The 17744-nt window shown below is 65.1% G+C and carries 11 protein-coding genes; 3 read left to right on the forward strand and 8 right to left on the reverse strand.

The genetic code is table 11. The features are described from left to right. Positions 1 to 446 precede the first annotated feature (446 nt). A complete protein-coding gene (locus tag KB879_RS13175; RefSeq protein WP_041228907.1) occupies positions 447 to 1181 on the reverse strand; it encodes a GntR family transcriptional regulator in 735 nt (244 codons plus the stop codon). Positions 1182 to 1308: 127 nt separating this feature from the next. On the opposite strand from KB879_RS13175, the gene KB879_RS13180 reads away from it, so the two are divergent. The 3 genes from KB879_RS13180 to KB879_RS13190 all read left to right on the forward strand — a co-directional run bounded on the left by KB879_RS13180 (position 1309) and on the right by KB879_RS13190 (position 5173). Then, entirely contained in the window at positions 1309 to 2697 is a 1389-nt protein-coding gene (locus tag KB879_RS13180) for an adenylosuccinate lyase family protein (protein WP_153953466.1), read from the forward strand. An 86-nt stretch (positions 2698 to 2783) separates the two neighbouring features. Then, the gene (locus KB879_RS13185; RefSeq protein ID WP_013953246.1) at positions 2784 to 3773 is read left to right on the forward strand and encodes a tripartite tricarboxylate transporter substrate binding protein BugD; all 990 of its coding nucleotides are present in this window, start codon (positions 2784 to 2786) and stop codon (positions 3771 to 3773) included. 5 nt (positions 3774 to 3778) lie between these two features. Continuing rightward, positions 3779 to 5173, forward strand: a complete 1395-nt coding sequence (locus KB879_RS13190; protein ID WP_211981646.1) for a lyase family protein — start codon at positions 3779 to 3781, stop codon at positions 5171 to 5173. A gap of 355 nt (positions 5174 to 5528) precedes the next feature. On the opposite strand, the gene KB879_RS13195 is transcribed toward KB879_RS13190, so the two are convergent. The 7 genes from KB879_RS13195 to KB879_RS13225 all read right to left on the reverse strand — a co-directional run bounded on the left by KB879_RS13195 (position 5529) and on the right by KB879_RS13225 (position 17743). After that, entirely contained in the window at positions 5529 to 5996 is a 468-nt protein-coding gene (locus KB879_RS13195) for a fumarate hydratase (RefSeq protein ID WP_211981648.1), read from the reverse strand. Positions 5997 to 6379: 383 nt separating this feature from the next. Beyond that, a complete protein-coding gene (locus KB879_RS13200) occupies positions 6380 to 6733 on the reverse strand; it encodes a hypothetical protein (protein ID WP_013953249.1) in 354 nt (117 codons plus the stop codon). A gap of 210 nt (positions 6734 to 6943) precedes the next feature. Next, positions 6944 to 8329, reverse strand: coding sequence for an FAD-binding oxidoreductase (locus KB879_RS13205; RefSeq protein WP_153953463.1), 1386 nt, complete (start codon positions 8327 to 8329; stop codon positions 6944 to 6946). Positions 8330 to 8449: 120 nt separating this feature from the next. Beyond that, on the reverse strand, positions 8450 to 11710 hold the full coding sequence (locus KB879_RS13210) for a BTAD domain-containing putative transcriptional regulator (protein WP_211981650.1): 3261 nt from the start codon (positions 11708 to 11710) through the stop codon (positions 8450 to 8452). 380 nt (positions 11711 to 12090) lie between these two features. Beyond that, on the reverse strand, positions 12091 to 12852 hold the full coding sequence (locus KB879_RS13215; RefSeq protein WP_211981652.1) for a hypothetical protein: 762 nt from the start codon (positions 12850 to 12852) through the stop codon (positions 12091 to 12093). A gap of 1292 nt (positions 12853 to 14144) precedes the next feature. Then, positions 14145 to 15221: a lipocalin-like domain-containing protein gene (locus KB879_RS13220; RefSeq protein WP_211981653.1), complete on the reverse strand. Its 1077-nt coding sequence runs from the start codon at positions 15219 to 15221 to the stop codon at positions 14145 to 14147. Then, entirely contained in the window at positions 15218 to 17743 is a 2526-nt protein-coding gene (locus KB879_RS13225; RefSeq protein WP_211981655.1) for an FtsX-like permease family protein, read from the reverse strand. The genes KB879_RS13220 and KB879_RS13225 overlap by 4 nt, the downstream gene beginning before the upstream one ends. Position 17744: the final 1 nt, after the last annotated feature.

Genomic DNA, 17744 nt, shown 5'->3' on the forward strand with positions numbered 1-17744 from the left:
GCCACTACCTATAGATTCGTTACACACTGCCCCGGCTTGTTGCGAGTTTGCCGTCGCGGCCCAAAATTCAACTGTCGGGTGGATAGGGGGGACGTCAGGCTTGAACCACGCATTCAAGGGACGTTTCTTTGTGCGCCAGTAGGCTAAGCTACAATCACCATTGCCACTGGGGCCCGCTTATGCAGCACCGCACGCTCTTCTCCCGCGCCGGTCACGCCTTCCGTTGCGGCTTGGCTGTGTGCTCCCTCATCGCCCTTCTGTCCGCGGCCCTGGCGGGATGCGAGGGAGTCCCGCGGGATACCGCGGCGACACCGCCACCGCCCCGTCAACCGATTGCGCCCAGCGACGACGTGTACCCCGCCCCGACCACGGTGCGCGACACGAGACCTGCGGCGCGCACTCCGTAGGCAGCATTTGCCGGCCGCGCCCCAGCAACCGCGGCCTGATTAGCCGGCCGAGCGCTGCAAGCGCATCGATACCGAAAAGCTGTCCGCGGGATGCACCGTCACCGAGACTTCGAACGTCTCGCCGGCCGCATCCATATAGCGCCGCACGATCTTCAGCGCCGCGGCGCCAGGGTCCAGCCTGAGCGCGTCAGCAACGCGCCGGTCGCTGACCGCAACCGCGCGCACATCCTGGTAGATCTCTGCAATCTGCCGGTCATAGCGTGACTCGATCAGCGTGCTGACCAGCGTGTCGGGCGACTCCCGCACCATCTCGCCGATCTCCGCATAGGCAGGATCCACGTAGACATCGGTCCACGCCATCGGCGTGCCGTCCTTGCCGCCATCCATGCGCAGGCTAGAGATGCGCAGCCAACGCGCACCGGGCGCGCAGCCGATTTCCGCCGCGACGTCGGCCGGCACGGCAACCTCCTCGACCGACTGCACCACGCGCAGGTGCTCCGCGCCGAACTGCACCAGGTCATCCACCGACGCCAGCGACGGCCGGAACACCGGCCGCGGCCTGGCCGATTCCACCCGCGTGCCCACGTTCTTGCGCCGCGACACCAGTCCCAGCTGCTGCAACTCCTGCAGCACCGCACGGATGGTGTAGCGGCTGGCCTGGTACTGCTCGCACAGCTCGAATTCGGTGGGCAGCAGCGACCCGACCGCGTAGCGGCCGGTGGTGATCCCCTCGATAAGTTGCCTGCTGATCTCTGCTGGATTGGATTTATTCATGACCGCCTGCCGCGTCACAACCATTGAACGCGGGTTAACCCTCATTTTCTAAATATGTTCGAACATATTTAATGTGGATATGTTCGAACATATTACCGGACTGCCCCTTTCCCCTCAAGGTAGCACCATGACCCTGTTCTCTGCCCCCACCGCCAGCACCGTCGTTGATTCCATCCTGTTCCGCGATGCCTTTGGCACCGCCAAGATGCGCCAGATCTTCTCCGATGTGGCGCTGATCCAGCGCTATATCGACGTCGAGGTCGGGCTCGCCAGGGCCGAGGCCAGGGTCGGCGTGATCCCGGCGGAAGCAGCCGAGGTCATCGCCCGCGAATCGCGCCTGGAGCGCATCGACTTCGACCACATGCGCGAGGAGACCGACATTGTCGGCTATCCGATCCTGCCGCTGGTGCACCAGCTGGTAGCGATGTGCGGCGAGGCCGGGCGCTACGTGCACTGGGGCGCCACCACGCAAGACATCATGGACACCGCGGTCGCGCTGCAGGTGCGCGACGCGCTCGACAGCATCGACGCCGATATCCGCGAACTGCGCGGCATCCTGGCCGACCTGGCGGTGAAGCACCGCGACACCCCGATGGCGGGCCGAACCCACCTGCAGCAGGCGCTGCCGGTGACCTTCGGCTACAAGGTGGCGATCTGGCTGGCCATGTTCGACCGCCACCAGCAGCGCCTGGCAGAACTGCGCCCCCGCGTGGCCGTGGTCGAATTCGCCGGCGCCGCGGGCACGCTGGCGTCGCTGGGCGGACAAGGCGACAACAAAGGCTTCGTCGTGCAGGAAGCCCTGGCTGAAGAACTGGGCCTGGGCGTTCCCGCAACCACCTGGCACGTGGCGCGCGACGGCTTTGCCGAGGCAGTGAACCTGCTCGCACTAATCACCGGCTCGCTCGGCAAGATCGCGCTCGACATCATGATCATGGCGTCGACCGAGTTCGCCGAGGTCTACGAGCCCTTCGTCAAGGGCCGTGGCGCCAGCAGCACCATGCCGCAGAAGCGCAACCCGATCTCCAGCGAGCTGATGCTGGCGGCCTCCAAGGCGGTGCGCCAGCACGCCGGCCTGATGGTCGACGCGATGGTGCAGGACTTCGAACGCGCCACCGGCCCCTGGCATGCGGAATGGATCGCCATCCCCGAGAGCTTCATCCTGAGCGCCGGCGCGCTGCACCAGGCCAGGTTCGCGCTGGGCGGCCTGATCGTCGATGAAGCCCGCATGAAGCACAACCTGGGCATCTCCAAGGGCCTGATCGTGGCCGAGGCCGTGATGATGGGCATGGCCCCCCATATCGGCCGCCAGCAGGCGCACGACGTAGTCTACGACGCCTGCCGCACCGTCAACGAACACGGCGGAACGCTGGCCGACGCGCTCGCCGCGCTGCCCGAGGTCACCCAACACTTCGACCGCGCCACCATCGACCGCATGACCGATCCGGCCAACTACCTGGGCCTCGCGCCGCAGATGGTCGACCGCGCCATTGCCCTTTCCAAGCAATCCGCAGCCTGAAACCGCAGACCAGTCGCCCGGCATGCCGCTGAACAAGGCACAGGCGATCTGCCATCACAAGAACACCGACACAGGAGACAAACCCCATGAACCCCATCAGCAAGCTGGCCGCGTGCGCGGCACTGGCCATCGCCACGGCGGCGGCCGCTACCCCGGCGTTGGCCCAGGCCTGGCCGACCAAGCCGATCACCTGGATCGTCCCGTTCGCAGCGGGCGGACCGACCGACGCGCTGGCGCGCACCATTGCCGAGCGCGTCTCGCGCGAGGTCGGCCAGTCGATCATCATCGAAAACTCGCCGGGCGCCGGCGGCACTGTCGGCGCGGCCAAGGCGGCGCGCGCGCCGGCTGACGGCTACACCATGCTGGTGGGGCACATGGGCTACATGGGCGCGGCCCCCGCGCTGTACAAGAAGCTGCCCTACGACCCGGTCAAGGATTTTGCGCCGGTGTTCCGCTTCCCGGATACGCCGATGGTGCTGATGGTGCGCAAGGACCATCCCGCCAAGGACGTGCGCGCGCTGGTCGAGTACGGCAAGAAGAACCCGGGCAAGCTCAATATCAGCAACGCCGGCATGGGCTCCACCTCGCACCTGGTGGCGACGCTGTTCGCCGCGTCGGCGGGTATGCAGGTGTCGCTGGTGCCGTACAAGGGCGCCGGCCCCGCGCTGATCGACGTGATCGGCGGGCAGGTGGATGGCATGTTCGACCAGACCAATACCGCGCTGCCGCAGATCACCGAGTCCAAGGTGCGGCCACTGGCGGTGACCTCGGCCACCCGCGTGGCGCAGCTCAAGGATGTGCCGACGCTGGCGGAGTCGGGGCTGCCCGGCTTTGAAGCCAGCACGTGGTACGGCATCTACGCGCCCAGGGGCACGCCGCAGGCCGTGGTCGACAAGATGCAGCAGGCCTACCTGAAGGTGATGAGCGACAAGGCCTTCACCGGCAAGATGACCGCACAGGCAATCCAGATGCTGCCGCCTGAGCAATACACCGCCGCGGCGCTGGGCAAGCACACCCAGTCCGAGATCACCCGCTGGAAGACCGTGGCGGCCAAGGCCAACATCTCGCTGGACTGAGCACCATGTCCGGATTGCGCATAGAACACGACGCCTTCGGGCCGGTCGACATCCCCGCCGACCGCTACTGGGGCGCCCAGACGCAGCGGGCGCTGGCGATCTTCGAGGTCGGAGAAGAACGCTTCCCCGCCTGCCTGGTCCACGCCTTCGGCGCGCACAAGATGGCGGCGGCCAAGGCCAACCTGCGCTGCGGCGTGCTGGATGCCGCCATCGCCGAGGCCATCATCGCCTCCGCGGCCGAGTTGCGCAGCGGCCAGTTCGACAGCCATTTTCCGCTGACCATCTGGCAGACCGGCTCGGGCACGCAGACCAATATGAACGCCAACGAGGTCATCGCCAACCGCGCCAACGAGCGGCTAGGCCAGGCCCTGGGCACGCGCGCGCCGGTGCACCCGAACGACCACGTCAACGCGTCGCAGTCTTCCAACGACAGTTTCCCGACCGTCATGCACATGACCGCCGCGCTGGAACTGGAAGACCGCCTGCTGCCCGCGCTGGCGCTGCTGCGCGACACCCTGCGCGAGCGCGCCCACGCCTTTGCGGATGTGCTCAAGATCGCGCGCACGCACCTGATGGATGCCGTACCCATGACCATGGGCCAGGCCTTCGAAGGCTTCACCGCGCAGGTCGATCACGCCATCGAGCGCGTGCGCGACGCCCTGCCCCGCATGCTGTTGCTGCCGCAGGGCGGCACTGCGGCCGGCACCGGCCTGAACGCGCCGGCGGGCTTCGCCCAGGCGTTTTGTGCGGAAGCCAGCCAGCTGACGGGCCTCGCCTTCCGCCCCAACCCGTGCAAAGTCGAGGGCATGGCCGCGCACGATGCACTGGTCGAACTGTCCGGCGTGCTCAACGTGATCGCCGTCTCCTTCACCAAGATCGCCAACGACCTGCGCTGGCTCGGCTCGGGCCCGCGCTGCGGGCTCGGCGAGCTGCTGATTCCGGAGGACGGCCTGACCTCGTCGATCATGCCCGGCAAGCGCAACCCGACCATCGCCGAGGTAATGATGCAGGCCGCCATGCAGGTAGCCGGGAATCATGTCACGGTGACCATGGCTGGCGCCTCCGGCAGCTTTGAACTGAACGTGGCCAAGCCGGTGCTGATCTACAACGTGCTGCAGTCGGTGCGCGTGCTGGCCGACAGTGCGCGGGTGTTCGCGCAACGGCTGGTGCAGGGGCTGGTCCCCAACCAAGATCAGCTGGCACGCAACCTGGACAGTCCGCTGCTTGCGGTGACCGCGCTCAACCCGGTGCTGGGCTACGACCGTGCAGCGCAGATCACGACGCATGCCGTTGCGAAGGGAATTTCGCCGCGGGAAGCCGCGATTGCGCTAGGATTTCTGAGCGGTGAGGAATTTGACCGGCTGGTGAACCCGATGCGTCTGGCGAAGGGGAACCCATAGGCATCAACCGCTGCGGCGATACTCACGGTCGCGAAATTGCTGATCACTTAGTCGTCTGCTTTCGGCCAGGACGAGACTTGCTACGACCCACGCGGCGGTGACCGCGTTATGGCAAGCTACAGTCACGCCTCGATCAAATGTCCGATACCTATGACCAAGCGCAAACCATGGATCTATGGAAGTGCCATCATCGGCCGTGACTGCTTGCAGCAAGACAGCTCATTCGATGCTCTAGTGAAAGAAGGGGGGTAAAGCCGTCAGCACAAAGTTCGTCGGCTTCAGCATTTCTCAGCAGTGCCCCCATCTTGCATCAATCGGCTGGTTGGCGACATCGCGTTACCAGCCGAGGCAAGGATCACGCCGACGCTTCAGGCGACGCTACAGCCGGAACCACTTTCTTCGCCGAAGCCCGCTTCTTCGTCACAAATTTCACTGCGATCGCCTTCGGGCCTGCTTTCGCGGCAACCTTGCCCTTAGTACCGGGTGCGGCCTTTTTCGCGACTGCTTTCGTTACGGCAGCTTTACTGCCCGTCGCCTTCTTGGCGCCTGCAGCCTTGGCCTTCTTCGCCAAGAGCTTGTCCTTTGCCGCTTGCTTTTCAAAACGGGCCGCGGCCTTTGCGGCTTCCACTGCCTGGGCAACCTCGCGCTTAGCCGCTTCAATTGCCTTCTTCGTGTCGGCGCGCAGCTTCAGCAAGCGCTTCTTCGCTGCCTGTGCCTCGCGGGCAAGCACGCTGGCCTTTTTCGTTGGCACGACCACCTTCTTTGCGGCAGGCTTGCCCTTGGCAGTTGCACTTACCCGTGTCGTTTTAGTTGTTGCGACCATGTTTTGTTATTCATAGTTGTGAGTGAAGCGCGGAGTATAACCGCACGAGTGGCGTTACATAATAGAGGTCAGTTTCTTCTTTATGTTGCGTCCAAGCGCGATCAGTTGGCGACTGAGATGCTGCCCCCTCTTCCGCAGCGCTTTCTTATTGGTATGTGGTACGTTCGCCAACTCAATCAGAGAAGCTCAGAGTGCAGCGATTCCTCGCCGCTTCCCTCCACATTGCAGGTGCCGCCGAAGGTGGACTACCGGCTGGCCGATTGGGACTTGGTTGCCTGACAGCAGGGTTGCGGCATATCGGGGCATGCTCGAATCATGGCGCATACTCCCGCGCCTGGACAACGGAGCGGGCTCAGACCAACCGCCCCGTTGCCCTGCCATGCTCAGGACAGGCACTCCCCGCTGTCGCGCGCGTCGCTGCGCGCGCCGTCGGTGAAGCCATCGCGCGAGCTGATGCGGGCGCCATCGGTGTAGGGGTCAGGCTTGCGCATGCCGTCTAGGTACGGATCAAAGCCACGGACCGCACACACGGACCTGCCCTGATGCGCGACCACGGGCAGCATGGCGGCCTCGGTGGCCGGACTGTGCGCGCCATCGGTAAAGGCGTCGCGCTGGCCGTTGTGTTCCGGCGCGGCAACGATCAGCGCATCAGCATATGCACCGGCGTGGGCGGTCTGGCTGAGCCCGGCGGCAAGTGCGGCAGCGGCAAGCAGGGTCTTGGCAAGGGTCTTATGCATTGCAATCTCCAACAGGGGTGTCGGCGGCGTTGCCGCGACGGCACTCCTCGTGCAGGCGATCAGCTACGGAACGGTATCGCCCGCACGGGACCGCCTCTGCCGTGCAAGCCGTTTCCTGGCGTGGGCCGGCTGCCATCCCATCGTGGCAGCGGCGTCGCGCCGGACTCCTGGATAAGGGGTACTTGCGCCCGATGTCGCAAGCGTGTTGCGTCAGGCGGGCCTGATGTTCTGATTTACGCGGAACAGGTTGGCCGGGTCGTATTTGCGCTTGATCTCGGCCAGTCGCGCATAGTTGTCGCGATAGGACGCCTTCACGTTGTCATTGCCCTCGTCCATCATCATGTTGATGTAGCCGCCGCCAGCAGAGTGCGGATGCAGGGCCAGCCAGTAGTCCTTTGCCCACTGCACGATGCGATCGTTGTTGGCCGGGTCGGGATCCACGCCGACAATCACGCTGGCAAAACTGGCATCGCGGTAGCTGAAGGCCGTGTCGTCGCAACTGGCGCGATGCGCTGCACCATTGATCGGATACAGGTGCATGGTCGAGTGCATCGACGGCAACTGCTGCGCGTACTTGATGTGCAGATCGATGGCCTTGTCGCTCAGGTCGCTGACGAAGTCGGCTTTCCAGTACCACTGCAAGCCCGCCGGATACAGTCCGTCGAACAGGCTCTGCAGGACAGGCCAGGGGATTGGCCCGGCAAAGTCCACCGCCGGCGGCATGGCCTCGCGAATCGGACGGAAATGCGTTTCGGCCTGGTCGAGCGGTCCGGTGTAGCACCACACTACGGCGCACATCTTCCGCAGGTGGACTTCCTCCGGGAAGGGCGCTGCGGGCGGCACCGTGACGAAACCGAACCAGCCATTGATGTCCTGCGGCGCGCTCAGGATGAAGTCGCGCCACCATGTCATCAGCTCGCGTGCCTGCTCCATCGGCCACAGCATCGGGCCGCCATAGACCGTGGCTACGGGATGAGCCTTGAACTCGAACGACGTCACCACGCCGAAGTTGCCACCGCCGCCGCGCAACGCCCAGAACAGGTCGGCATTTTCGTCGTTGCTTGCGGTGACGACTCGCCCGTCGGCCAGCACGACCTCGGCGCTGAGCAGGTTGTCGATCGTCAGGCCATAGGCGCGGCTGAGGTAGCCGATGCCGCCGCCGAGCGTCAGTCCGCCCACGCCAGTGGTCGAGATGAAGCCACTCGGCGTCGCCAGCCCGTAGGCACTGGCGGCGTGATCCACATCGCCCCAGGTGCAGCCACCGCCAACCCGCAGCGTCTTGCGTCCGGCATCGATAAACACGCCCTTCATGGGCGACAGGTCGATCACCAGTCCACCATCGCATGTGCCGAGCCCGGCGCCATTGTGCGCGCCGCCACGCACCGCCAGCAGCATCCCGCTGTCGCGCGCGGCGTTCACCGCCGCGATGACGTCCGCAACATCGACGCAGCGCGCGATGATCGCAGGACGCTTGTCGATCATTCCGTTGTACACGGCACGCGCCTGGTCGTAAGCCGCGTCGCCCGGCTGAATCAGTTGTCCCCGAAAATGCGCCTTGAGTGCGGTTGCGACGGGTTCGCTCAACGAAGCTTCCATGGTTGTCTCCTGTCCGGTTGGTATGCAGGAGTTTTAGCAACCTCGGCGTTTCGAAAGCGTTAGGTGAACCGTTACATGGGGATTCTGCCTCCCGACCGGCGCGCAGTGGTCGAGCCCAGACTAACGCGCGAGTAACGCCCGCGCCTTGACGAAGTCGGGCTGATCGAAGCCCTCGGTGAATCGCGCAAGCGGCGCCTCGACCACCTCATGCGGATTGACGCGCCCCTGCGAGGCTCGCAACGTCGTCAGTGACAGGGTGGCACGCAGTTCAAGCGGGAGCGCGCGTTGGGCTGTGGCGATCTCGATCGCCTTGATCAGCGATGACTCGGCTTCGGCAAGGTCGGCGCTGCTGCGCAGCAGCAATTCACCGCGCAGACGGCACAACTCGGCGTCCACCCAGTGCTCGCCAGTGCGCCCGGCGCATTCGAACGCCTGGTCCAAAGCCGCCAACGCGGCCTCGGTCTCTCCTACGTCGCCCAGGCATTCAGCCAGCATGCCCAGATAGAGCGGCAGGCGCAGGCGTGCGCCCGTCGCATGAAAGCCCTCGATCGCCGCCTGCATGGCCACCACCGCTTCGGCGCTGGGCGCCTGTTTCGCGTTCGCCCAGGCGAGCAGTATGCCTGCCCACGCGAAGTAGTAGCCTACGTGGTACTGCTCGGCAATCTCGTGTGCCTGGCGGGCATAGTGCAGCGTGAGACCGTACTCATGCCGCAGCGCATGCTGCGTCGCAAGATAGGACAGCGCGAGTGCCTGGGAGAACGGGTGTGCTACGCGGTTCGCCACCTCCAGCGCTTCGCGTCCACGCTGAAGGGCCTGATCGGCAAACCCCCTGAACCACAATCCATGCGCCGACCACGCGGCGGCCAGCACGCCGAAGTTACCGCCCATCAGGGACGCATGCTCGGCGTGCTGGGCCTCGTCATAAGCGCCGTGCGCGCGTTGATACGCGGGCTCGGCAGCCATCCAGTCGCCTTGCTGGACCAGACTACCCATGACGCTGGTCCATGCCATCACCGAGTAAGTATCGGAGCCCGGCGGCCCCCAGCCCGCAATCAGTTCCTCGCTCAGGCTGCGTGCCTGTGCGAGTTCCGCCCTCACCACCAGGAAAAATGAAAGGCTGACCTGAGCGCGTGCTTGCTGACTGGTGTCACCCGCCAGCCGGCTCAGTTCCACCGCGCGCCGCAGCGGCGCCTCCAGTTCGGGGGCTGCCCAGCCTCGGGCGATGCGAATCGGTGGCGCAAGGTCGAGTTGCAGGGCCAGCGATTGACTGGCGCGCTCCTGCGGATCGGCAATCCGGTCCGCTTGCGCCAGCCCGCGCGTCAGCAAGGCAATGGCATCGTCATAGGCGTACACACTCTGCGCAACGCCGGCCGCGCGCCGATAGAATGCCGCCGCCTGGGCTGGCAGGCCCGCCCGCTCATAGTGCGAGGCGATCTGCGCGCTTGCCGCGTCGGGCGCATCGCCTGGCGCCTGCTCGAGCGCTCGCGCCACGCGCAAATGCAGGCGGCGGCGCTGCAGCGGACTCACGTCGGCGTATGCCACGTCGCGGATCTTGTCATGGCTGAAGTCAAAGGCCAGGCCACCACCGTCGGTCTGGCGCACGATGCGCCGCTGCCACAGCTCGTCCAATGCGCCTGCCAGGGCATCCTCGCCGAGGTCGCTTGCCTGGGCGAGGATGTCGGTCGTGAACGCCCGTCCAATGATTGCAGCAACCCCGACGATATCGCGGGCGCCCGGAGGAAGCTGTGCCAGCCGGTTCGAGATGACGGTGTAAACCTTGGGCGGCAACTTCGACGCCATGCCACCCTGTGCGTCCCCGACCGGCATGGTGTCGGAGCGAGCCCGCATCATTTCGACCGCAAACAGCGGGTTACCCTCGCTCTCTTCGAACAGCCGGGTTGCCTCCGCGTCGGCCAGCGGCCGGTCCAGGATCTGGGCCGCAATCTTTGCCGTTTCGGCAGCATCGAGTGTCCCCAATGAGATCTCGATGAACTGGTCGTCGCGGCGCAGTGCGTCCAGCAGCCGGTTCGCCGCGTGCAGCGGCATGATTTCCTCGGAGCGCGCCGTCGCGACCACCATCAGCCTTGCCGCCCCGTCGAAACGCATCAGGAAGCGCAGCCATTCGAGCGTCTCGCCGTCGCACCATTGCAGGTCGTCGAGCAGCAACAGCAGTGGCCCGCCTTGTGCAAGCACCGCTCGCGCAAGCGCCTCGAAGAACCGTTGGCGTTGCCAGTACTCGGTAAGGGGCGACGGCGGCGACAGTCCGGATTGCTGCGTGAGGAGTTCGGGCAACAGGCGCGTGACCTCGGTCAGCCACAGTCTGTCGAGATTGCCGATCGCGCCACTCAGGCCAGGGCTGCGCAGCCAGCCGGTCACCGGCGCAAACGCGAGCTGTCCCTCGGCCGCATAGGCGCGCGAATGCGCCACGGTGATGCCTTGCTCGGCCAGATGGACGAGCAGCTCCTCCGCCAGGCGTGATTTGCCGATGCCGGCTTCGCCCAGGATCAGGACAAACTGCTTGTCGGCCAGCTGGGTACGCTGCCAGACTTCAAGCAACCGGCGCCATTCGCCATGCCGGCCAATCATTGGCAGCATCGCATCCCGCGGGCGTTGGCGCTGCATTGACGCGGCCTGGCCGGCCAGCCGCGCATAGGCCTCGCGCATGGGTTCGCTGGGCAGGACGCCCAGTTCGCGCGCGAGCGTTTCCACACAGCTACGATAGGCGCGCATGGCCGATGCGTGGTCGTGGTTCAGCGCGTGCAGGCGCATCAGCGCCATGCAGGTAGGTTCGCGGCACGGGTCGAGCCGCTGCAACTGCTGTGTGTACTTCAACGCCTTTGCATAGTCGCGCCGGTCCTCACTCAGTTGACCGAGGCGCGCAAGCGCCGCGATGCACTGTTCGCGCAACCTTTCGCGCTCGGGGCGGATCCACTCGTCATAGCAGTTGGCCAGCAGGTCACCGCGATAGAGATCCGCGGCATGCGTCAGCAGCTCTTCTTCAGCGCCGGCGTCGCCGTGCCTCGAGGCCCTGGCCGCAGCCGCAAGCGCGGACTGGAACTGCGCTACATCGAGGTCGGGCGCCGAATCGGGCAGCCATTGCACCGTTTGCGCATCGGCATGGACAAACTGATCTGCCTCCGGCCAGGTCTTGCGCAGCTGAAACAGCAGTTGACGCAGGGCATTGCGCGCCTGCGCCTGCGAGGAATCAGGCCAGAACAGCACGGCGAGCTGCTGCCGCGTCTGCGGTGCGTCGCGATGCAGGACAAGGCAGGCGAGCAGTGCCTGCAAGCGGGGGGAGTTTGCGTTGAACAGGGGCGCGTCAGCGCCGTCGAGCTGGAACTCGCCAAACAAGCGTACGGAGAAGCGGGCCTGGGAAGTCATGCTGGAGCGCAATGCGGCACAAAGCGATGGGGAGCTCCTGTAGGCAGCGTACGGTGCGCACTGCGGTAGCGCTCGTGCGGGAACTCTCCAACACCCAAGCCCGCGCGAGCGCCATTCGTGACTATACTCGCGTTGGCGCGTCCAATCCGGCCAACATCGACGAGCAGGCCTTCGGGGTATTCATGATCCCCCCACGTACCGGACTTCGCTGCCTGCCTGCGCCACCGCAACGGCGATCGTTTCCTGGTGTACGACCAAGCCTACGTACTTGCTAAACTTGTCCATGACCTGCCCCCTCAATTGTGGCTCTGGGTTGTTGGTTTAACCCACCTCAAGCCTAATCCACGTCGCTTGAGGTGCGACAGGTCAATACATTCTGTCTAGTTCCCCAGCCGCGCTAGCGCCTCACGCATTGGCCCCAGCGAGACCTTGATCACGCCATCGAGCGGTGTATCCATTTCCAGGATCAGGAGGATCGCCCCTGAAGCTGACAGCGCGCACAGGAGAAAGCCGACCACAATGGTCCCGTTTCGCGGCGCGAGCAATCCGAATGCGCCAAAGATAATGGCGAGCCACGACACCAGCACAACCAGCAGCGGCAGGGCCACGGAGCCCTCTCTTTGCAGCAGCGCCAGCGAGCGGGACGCGAAGACTTCATCGGAGATCCGGAGGGCGCGCGCCTGGATCTCACGTTGCGCGGGGGTGGTGGGCGAGAGTTCCGCTACCTTCTGTTGGAACGCCTCCACGCGGGCGCTGATTTCCGGGTTGGTCAGCCGTGCCGTGCGGCCTGCGTCGTCGGATGCCAGCAGATCGACCCACAACGCATAGTCGCGCCGAAGAGTGGCACGGAGCTCCTTCGCTGGAGGCCCATACTGGACCAGCAGGCGATCAAGGCGAACAATGCTTGCGGCATTGTGCACAAGGTCACCCTTAACCGTGTCGAACGTGCTTTTGGCCGATGAGATCAGCAACCCAAGCACCAAGGCGGCAATGGTCGCGATCAGCCCGGTCGCTAGCTTGATGGCGTTGCTCGATTCCTCGCTGAGGTGATGCTCCGGCAACATGCGGCGCACGTAAAGGCCAAGCAGTGCGGCGCAGAAGATGCACAGGAACGTGATCAAGGCGATGACGAGTTGGCTCACGCTTCCGTCCTCCGCTTAAAAATCCATTGCACCCAATACAGCTTGTCGACTTGGCGGCCATTCCCGCGCTCGGCCCCCCGTATCAGGGCCCACTAGGCTAGTGGCTAAACCGGGCGACAGCTGCAAAACGGGTAACGCAGGTCATGGTGACCGCAGTCGCTGCTGGTGATAGGCAACTCGCCCCTGTTCACTCGTCTCGTTGACGCTTCATGATGCCGGATACCCGCGGCATACCTTTCGCAATGGTGATTGCCTGACTGGAAGCTGTGGATTAAACGGGTCGATGCAACGGATTAATGAAATCGTTCAGCCAGTGTATTGAAGTTTAGTGTTTTTCGCAGTTTTGTCGCAACAAGAGAGATCAGTCGACAAGAAGCCAGCGGTGATGGTTGGCTTATGCGGCCGGCGAATAGAATTTGAGAGCGCACGGGCCGGTGGTTACCGGCAGGCAGTGTTCTTGTGGAACCGCTGTGCGAGCTACTTTAGCCGCCATGGCTTTCTGTTGGCTCCGGGAAGCAATCTCCCGGATGAAGTGCGAGCTTCGCGGGCGTTTCAGCGGCACGAAGGCTTGACACTGTACTGCATGAGGTGTGACCGGCCACGACACTGTAGCCCGCCTCGCATTCACTATGGGTCCTAGCCGAAGACCTCGGATGCGTCCGTCATCAGTCTAAGCCCATGGGCTCGGATTCGTTCCTGGGCACGCCGGGCAAAGACTGATGCATCCAGGTGTGACCCGAGCATCCGTACGCCGTGGGAGACTCGTCGAAAAATGAAATCAACTTCGTTTTCGGTGAAGTCGCCGTAGGCAAGGTATGCCCTCAGCATCTCGTTAAGATAGGCATCACACTCACCTCGCTGCAATACTAGTGCGCTTGCCAGCAGAGACCGCGAGTGCCACCGCAGCCACCGGCGTCTCCAGTGCTTGGAGTCGTCCTTTACCAATTGACCCCTCCATTGCCCGGCGCGGCCTTTCTTTACGCTGCCCGCAATTGCCAAGGAGTAGGGAGCACGCGGCGCGCATTTTGAAAATCAACATAGCGTGACGGAAATAGCAGGGCAATCGGCTTTCCCCTGGAGAAGGTCCCACCAAAGAGGGGGGTGGCGAGCCCGCGAGAACAAAGCCAATCATCTGGCTGCAACACCCAGAATCGGTATGTCAGTGCGCGTGCAACTGGCATACCGTGCCTTCATCGGCCATCGACCGGATATCAAGCCGCTTCTGACTCCAGCTGCAGCTACGCGCATGGCCACACGGGCCTCGCAGAGGTCACCATCCTGGACATCCCGCCTCAAAGATTGAGGCGCTGGAAATACCCAGTTAGTTCAAGGTAACCCCGTCCGACCGCGTTGCCTCCCCGCAATGCAGTCACCGCGCCCTCCCAATAGACCGCGCCGGTGCTCGCGCGGCTATCGAGTTCCTGATCATCCATCAGCGGTACCAGTTCGAGTGTGAGATCGCCTGCGCTCAACCGCATGGCAACCGGATAGCTCGTGCCGGTACGAGGCGAGCGCCAACGGCGCGCCGGCATGAAGTTGACCTCTTCGGGAGCCAGTACCTGGACGCGCCCGTCGCTGCCGCGCAGCGTGCCGCCTCCCCAGAACTTGCGCCCCGCCTTGTCCCGGATCTGGAAGGCCATCAACGCGCCGCCGTCATCCAGGTTGATGCCGATCCAGTCCCAGCCGACGGCCTCGTCGGCCAGCAAGGTCGACGACCATTCGTGATCCAGCCAGGCAGTGCCATGCACGGTTTCCTGCTGGGTGCCCCGCTTCAAGGTGCCGCTCACCTTGAGCCCCGGCTGGCTGTAGTAATAGCTCGCCTGGGCCGCCAGAGGGCCCTTGCGGCTGAAACCCCGTTCGCCCTGTAGCAACAACCGTTGGGTTGGCTCCATTGTCAGATCGAGGGTGAAATCCCGCGCGGGAAATCTGGCTCGGTAGCGCCCCGTCGCCTCTCGGCGCAGCGACCAGTTGTCGATGTAGACATCGGTATCGGCAGTGTCGGCAAGCGCCAAGCCGAAGCCGCTGCGCGCCGCGCGCTGGTCGTGCTGGAGCTTGCCGGCCACGGGATCGCTCAGGGCGACATTGGCGAACAGCAGTTGCTGCGGCGCGAAGCGGCTTGGGTTGGCCTGGTCGAACTGCGGGCGCGAGCGGAAGAACGTAACCTGGAAGCCGAGCGGCGCTCCTGCCGGCGTCTGCAGCCAGCCGGTGGCATACCACCATTCGGTGCGATAGTCGGGGTGTGCGCCGTGGTCGCGCGGGAAAGCCAGGGTTCGGCCTGCGTCGACTGGAGGATAAGCGGGCGCTGCGCCCAGCGCCGCGCCCGCCACGCCGCAACCCGGCAACAACCGCAGGAATGAGCGCCGCTTCACCAATCCTCCTGAACCGCGCGCACGGCGCTACGCGACATCGCGTGCCGCCCGCTCGCCAGCGCAGCCAGCGAGGCCGCCGCCACCACCGCGCTCGCCACCTGGGCCAGGAATGCCCAAGGCATATGCAAACTCATGGTCCAGTGGAACGACTGCGGGTTGACAACGTGAACCAGGATCAAGGCGATGACCCATCCCAGCGCAAGACCGGCTACCACGCCAAGCAGAGCGAGTAATGCGCCCTCCAGTGCCAGCATCGCGCCGATCTGCCAACGCATGAAGCCGAGATGCCGCAGCATGCCAAATTCGCGCGCACGCGCCAGGGCCTGCGCGCTGAAGCTGGCGCCGATGCCGAACAGGCCGATCATGACCGCTATGCCCTCCAGCAGGTAGGTCACTGCGAAGCTGCGGTCGAAGATTTTCAGGGTGATGGTGCGAATCTCGCCAGGCTCGGCGAAGGTAATGTGTTCACCGCCGGCGACGCGCTGGCGCAGCCTCTCCTTGACCTGCGCCGGGCCGGTGCCCTGCTCCAGCCACAGGGCGACGTCAGTGACACGCCGCTCGTCCGTGAGCCGTCGATAGTCGTCCTGGCTGATCACCACCGTACCATGCTGGCGCGCGTAATCGCGCCACACGCCGCCCACCAGGAAGGCGACGGGCCGGCCCTGCAGCGGCAACGTGATACGTTGCCCGGGGCGGAAGCCATAGAGGTCGACCATCGCCTCGCTGACCCATACCGCCGGCGGATCACCCGGCTGCGCCGCGACGGGCGCAGCCGTCAGCGGCAACCGTGCGCCCGGATTGCGCGGATCGATCGGCCTGGCAATGACCGTTACGGGGGGACGCTCGGGATCAAGCAGGATCTGGCTCGAACGTAGAAACTCCGCACGCGCAACGCCACGGACGCTGGCAATGGCCGCCTGGTCGTCAGGCGAGAAATACGCGCTATCGCCGCTTGACGAAGCACGCAAATAGAGGTCAGCCGGCAGGACATTGTGCAGCCAATCGTCCACCGAGATGCGGAAGCTTGACACCATGATCGCCATCGCGGCCATCAGGCTGAAGCTGGCGACAATGCCGGCCAGGGCGATGGCCGCGCGGCCCGGTGCGCCGGCGAGCTGGGTCAGGGCAAGCTGCGGCACAGCCTGTCGCCAAGAGGGCAGCAAGCCGAACACAAGATGCGCCAGCCGTGGCATCAGCAGGATAGCGCCCACCAACAGAAGCGCGATCGCCGCATAACCGAAGACCGGCAGATCCGCCACCGGCCGCAGTGGCGTCAGCCCAAGCCCGGCTGCCATCGCCGCAAGCCCGGTCCACGGCGAGCGCAGCCGCTTGAGCGGTGTCTCCTCATCGCCCGCCTTGAGCGCCTGCGCCGGCCGCGCACGGGCGGCCTCCCATGCCGGCGCGAGACTGCCGAGCACCGCCGCCGACAGCCCGAGCGCGAAGAAGATCAGCGCTGCCGGCGCGTCGAAGCGGACCTTGGGCTTTACACCTTCAAAGTAGCCACCGCCCAGATCGCCCCCCGCATACCCGAGCACCGCGGCAGCGAGGACGAAGCCAAGCGCCAGGCCGAGCATCGCGCCGAGCGCGCCTTGAGCCGCGCCTTCCGCCAGCAGCAGCCGCAGCAGGCCACCGCGTGTCACACCCAGGGCGCGCAACAGTGCAAGCTGCGAGCGCCGCCGCAGCACCGAGACAGCCTGCATCGTGAACACCAGGAAGGCGCCTGTGAACAACGCCACCAGCGCAAGCACGTTCAGGTTCACCCGATAGGCGCGCGACAGGTTGGAAGTTCGCCGCGCGTTGTCCTGCGGCGATCCCGCCACCACCCCTGGCGGCAGCAGCGCGGCCAGCGCTTGCGCAAAGCTGTCGGTGTCCACTCCCGGCCTGAGCTTGACGTCGATCCGCTGCAGCAGGCCAAGCCGGTCGAGGCGCCACTGCGCCGCACCGATATCCATCACGCCCAGGCGCATGCCCTCGCCCGCCGCCGGCAGCGTGCCGGCAATACGCAGCGTAAGCGCGGTGAGCCCGACTTGCACGGTGAGCGGATCCTCGGGCTTGAGGTCGAGCCAGCTCAGCGCCGCCGGCGAAAGGAACACGGCGTCGGGATCGAGAACCTCGAGCGTGCCCGCGCGCTCCTCGGCGGGCCGCCCGATCAGATTGGGGGTCACAGGCGCCGCCCGGAACACATCGATGCCAAACAGCGTCAGCGCACCGGTGCGCCCCGGCACCAGCGCATTGACTTCCACCACGGGGCTGGCCGCCGCCACCTCCGGCAGGCCCGCGATGCGCGGATAGAGCGATTCATCGAAGCCCATGCGCGGCCCGCGGATCTCCAGATCGGCATTCCCCATCAACGAGCGCACCGCCTGGGAAAACTCTGCCAGTGCAGCGTGGTTGACCAGATGCACGCCATAGCCCATTGCCACACCGATGGCCACGGCAAGGATGCCGATGATGGCGCGTCCGGGATGGGCGCCCAATTCGCCCAGAAGTAGCGCAAGGCCGAGCGAGCGCGGCGTTCGCATG

This window comes from Cupriavidus sp. KK10, from assembly GCF_018223725.1.
GTDB classification, from domain to species: Bacteria; Pseudomonadota; Gammaproteobacteria; order Burkholderiales; family Burkholderiaceae; genus Cupriavidus; species Cupriavidus necator.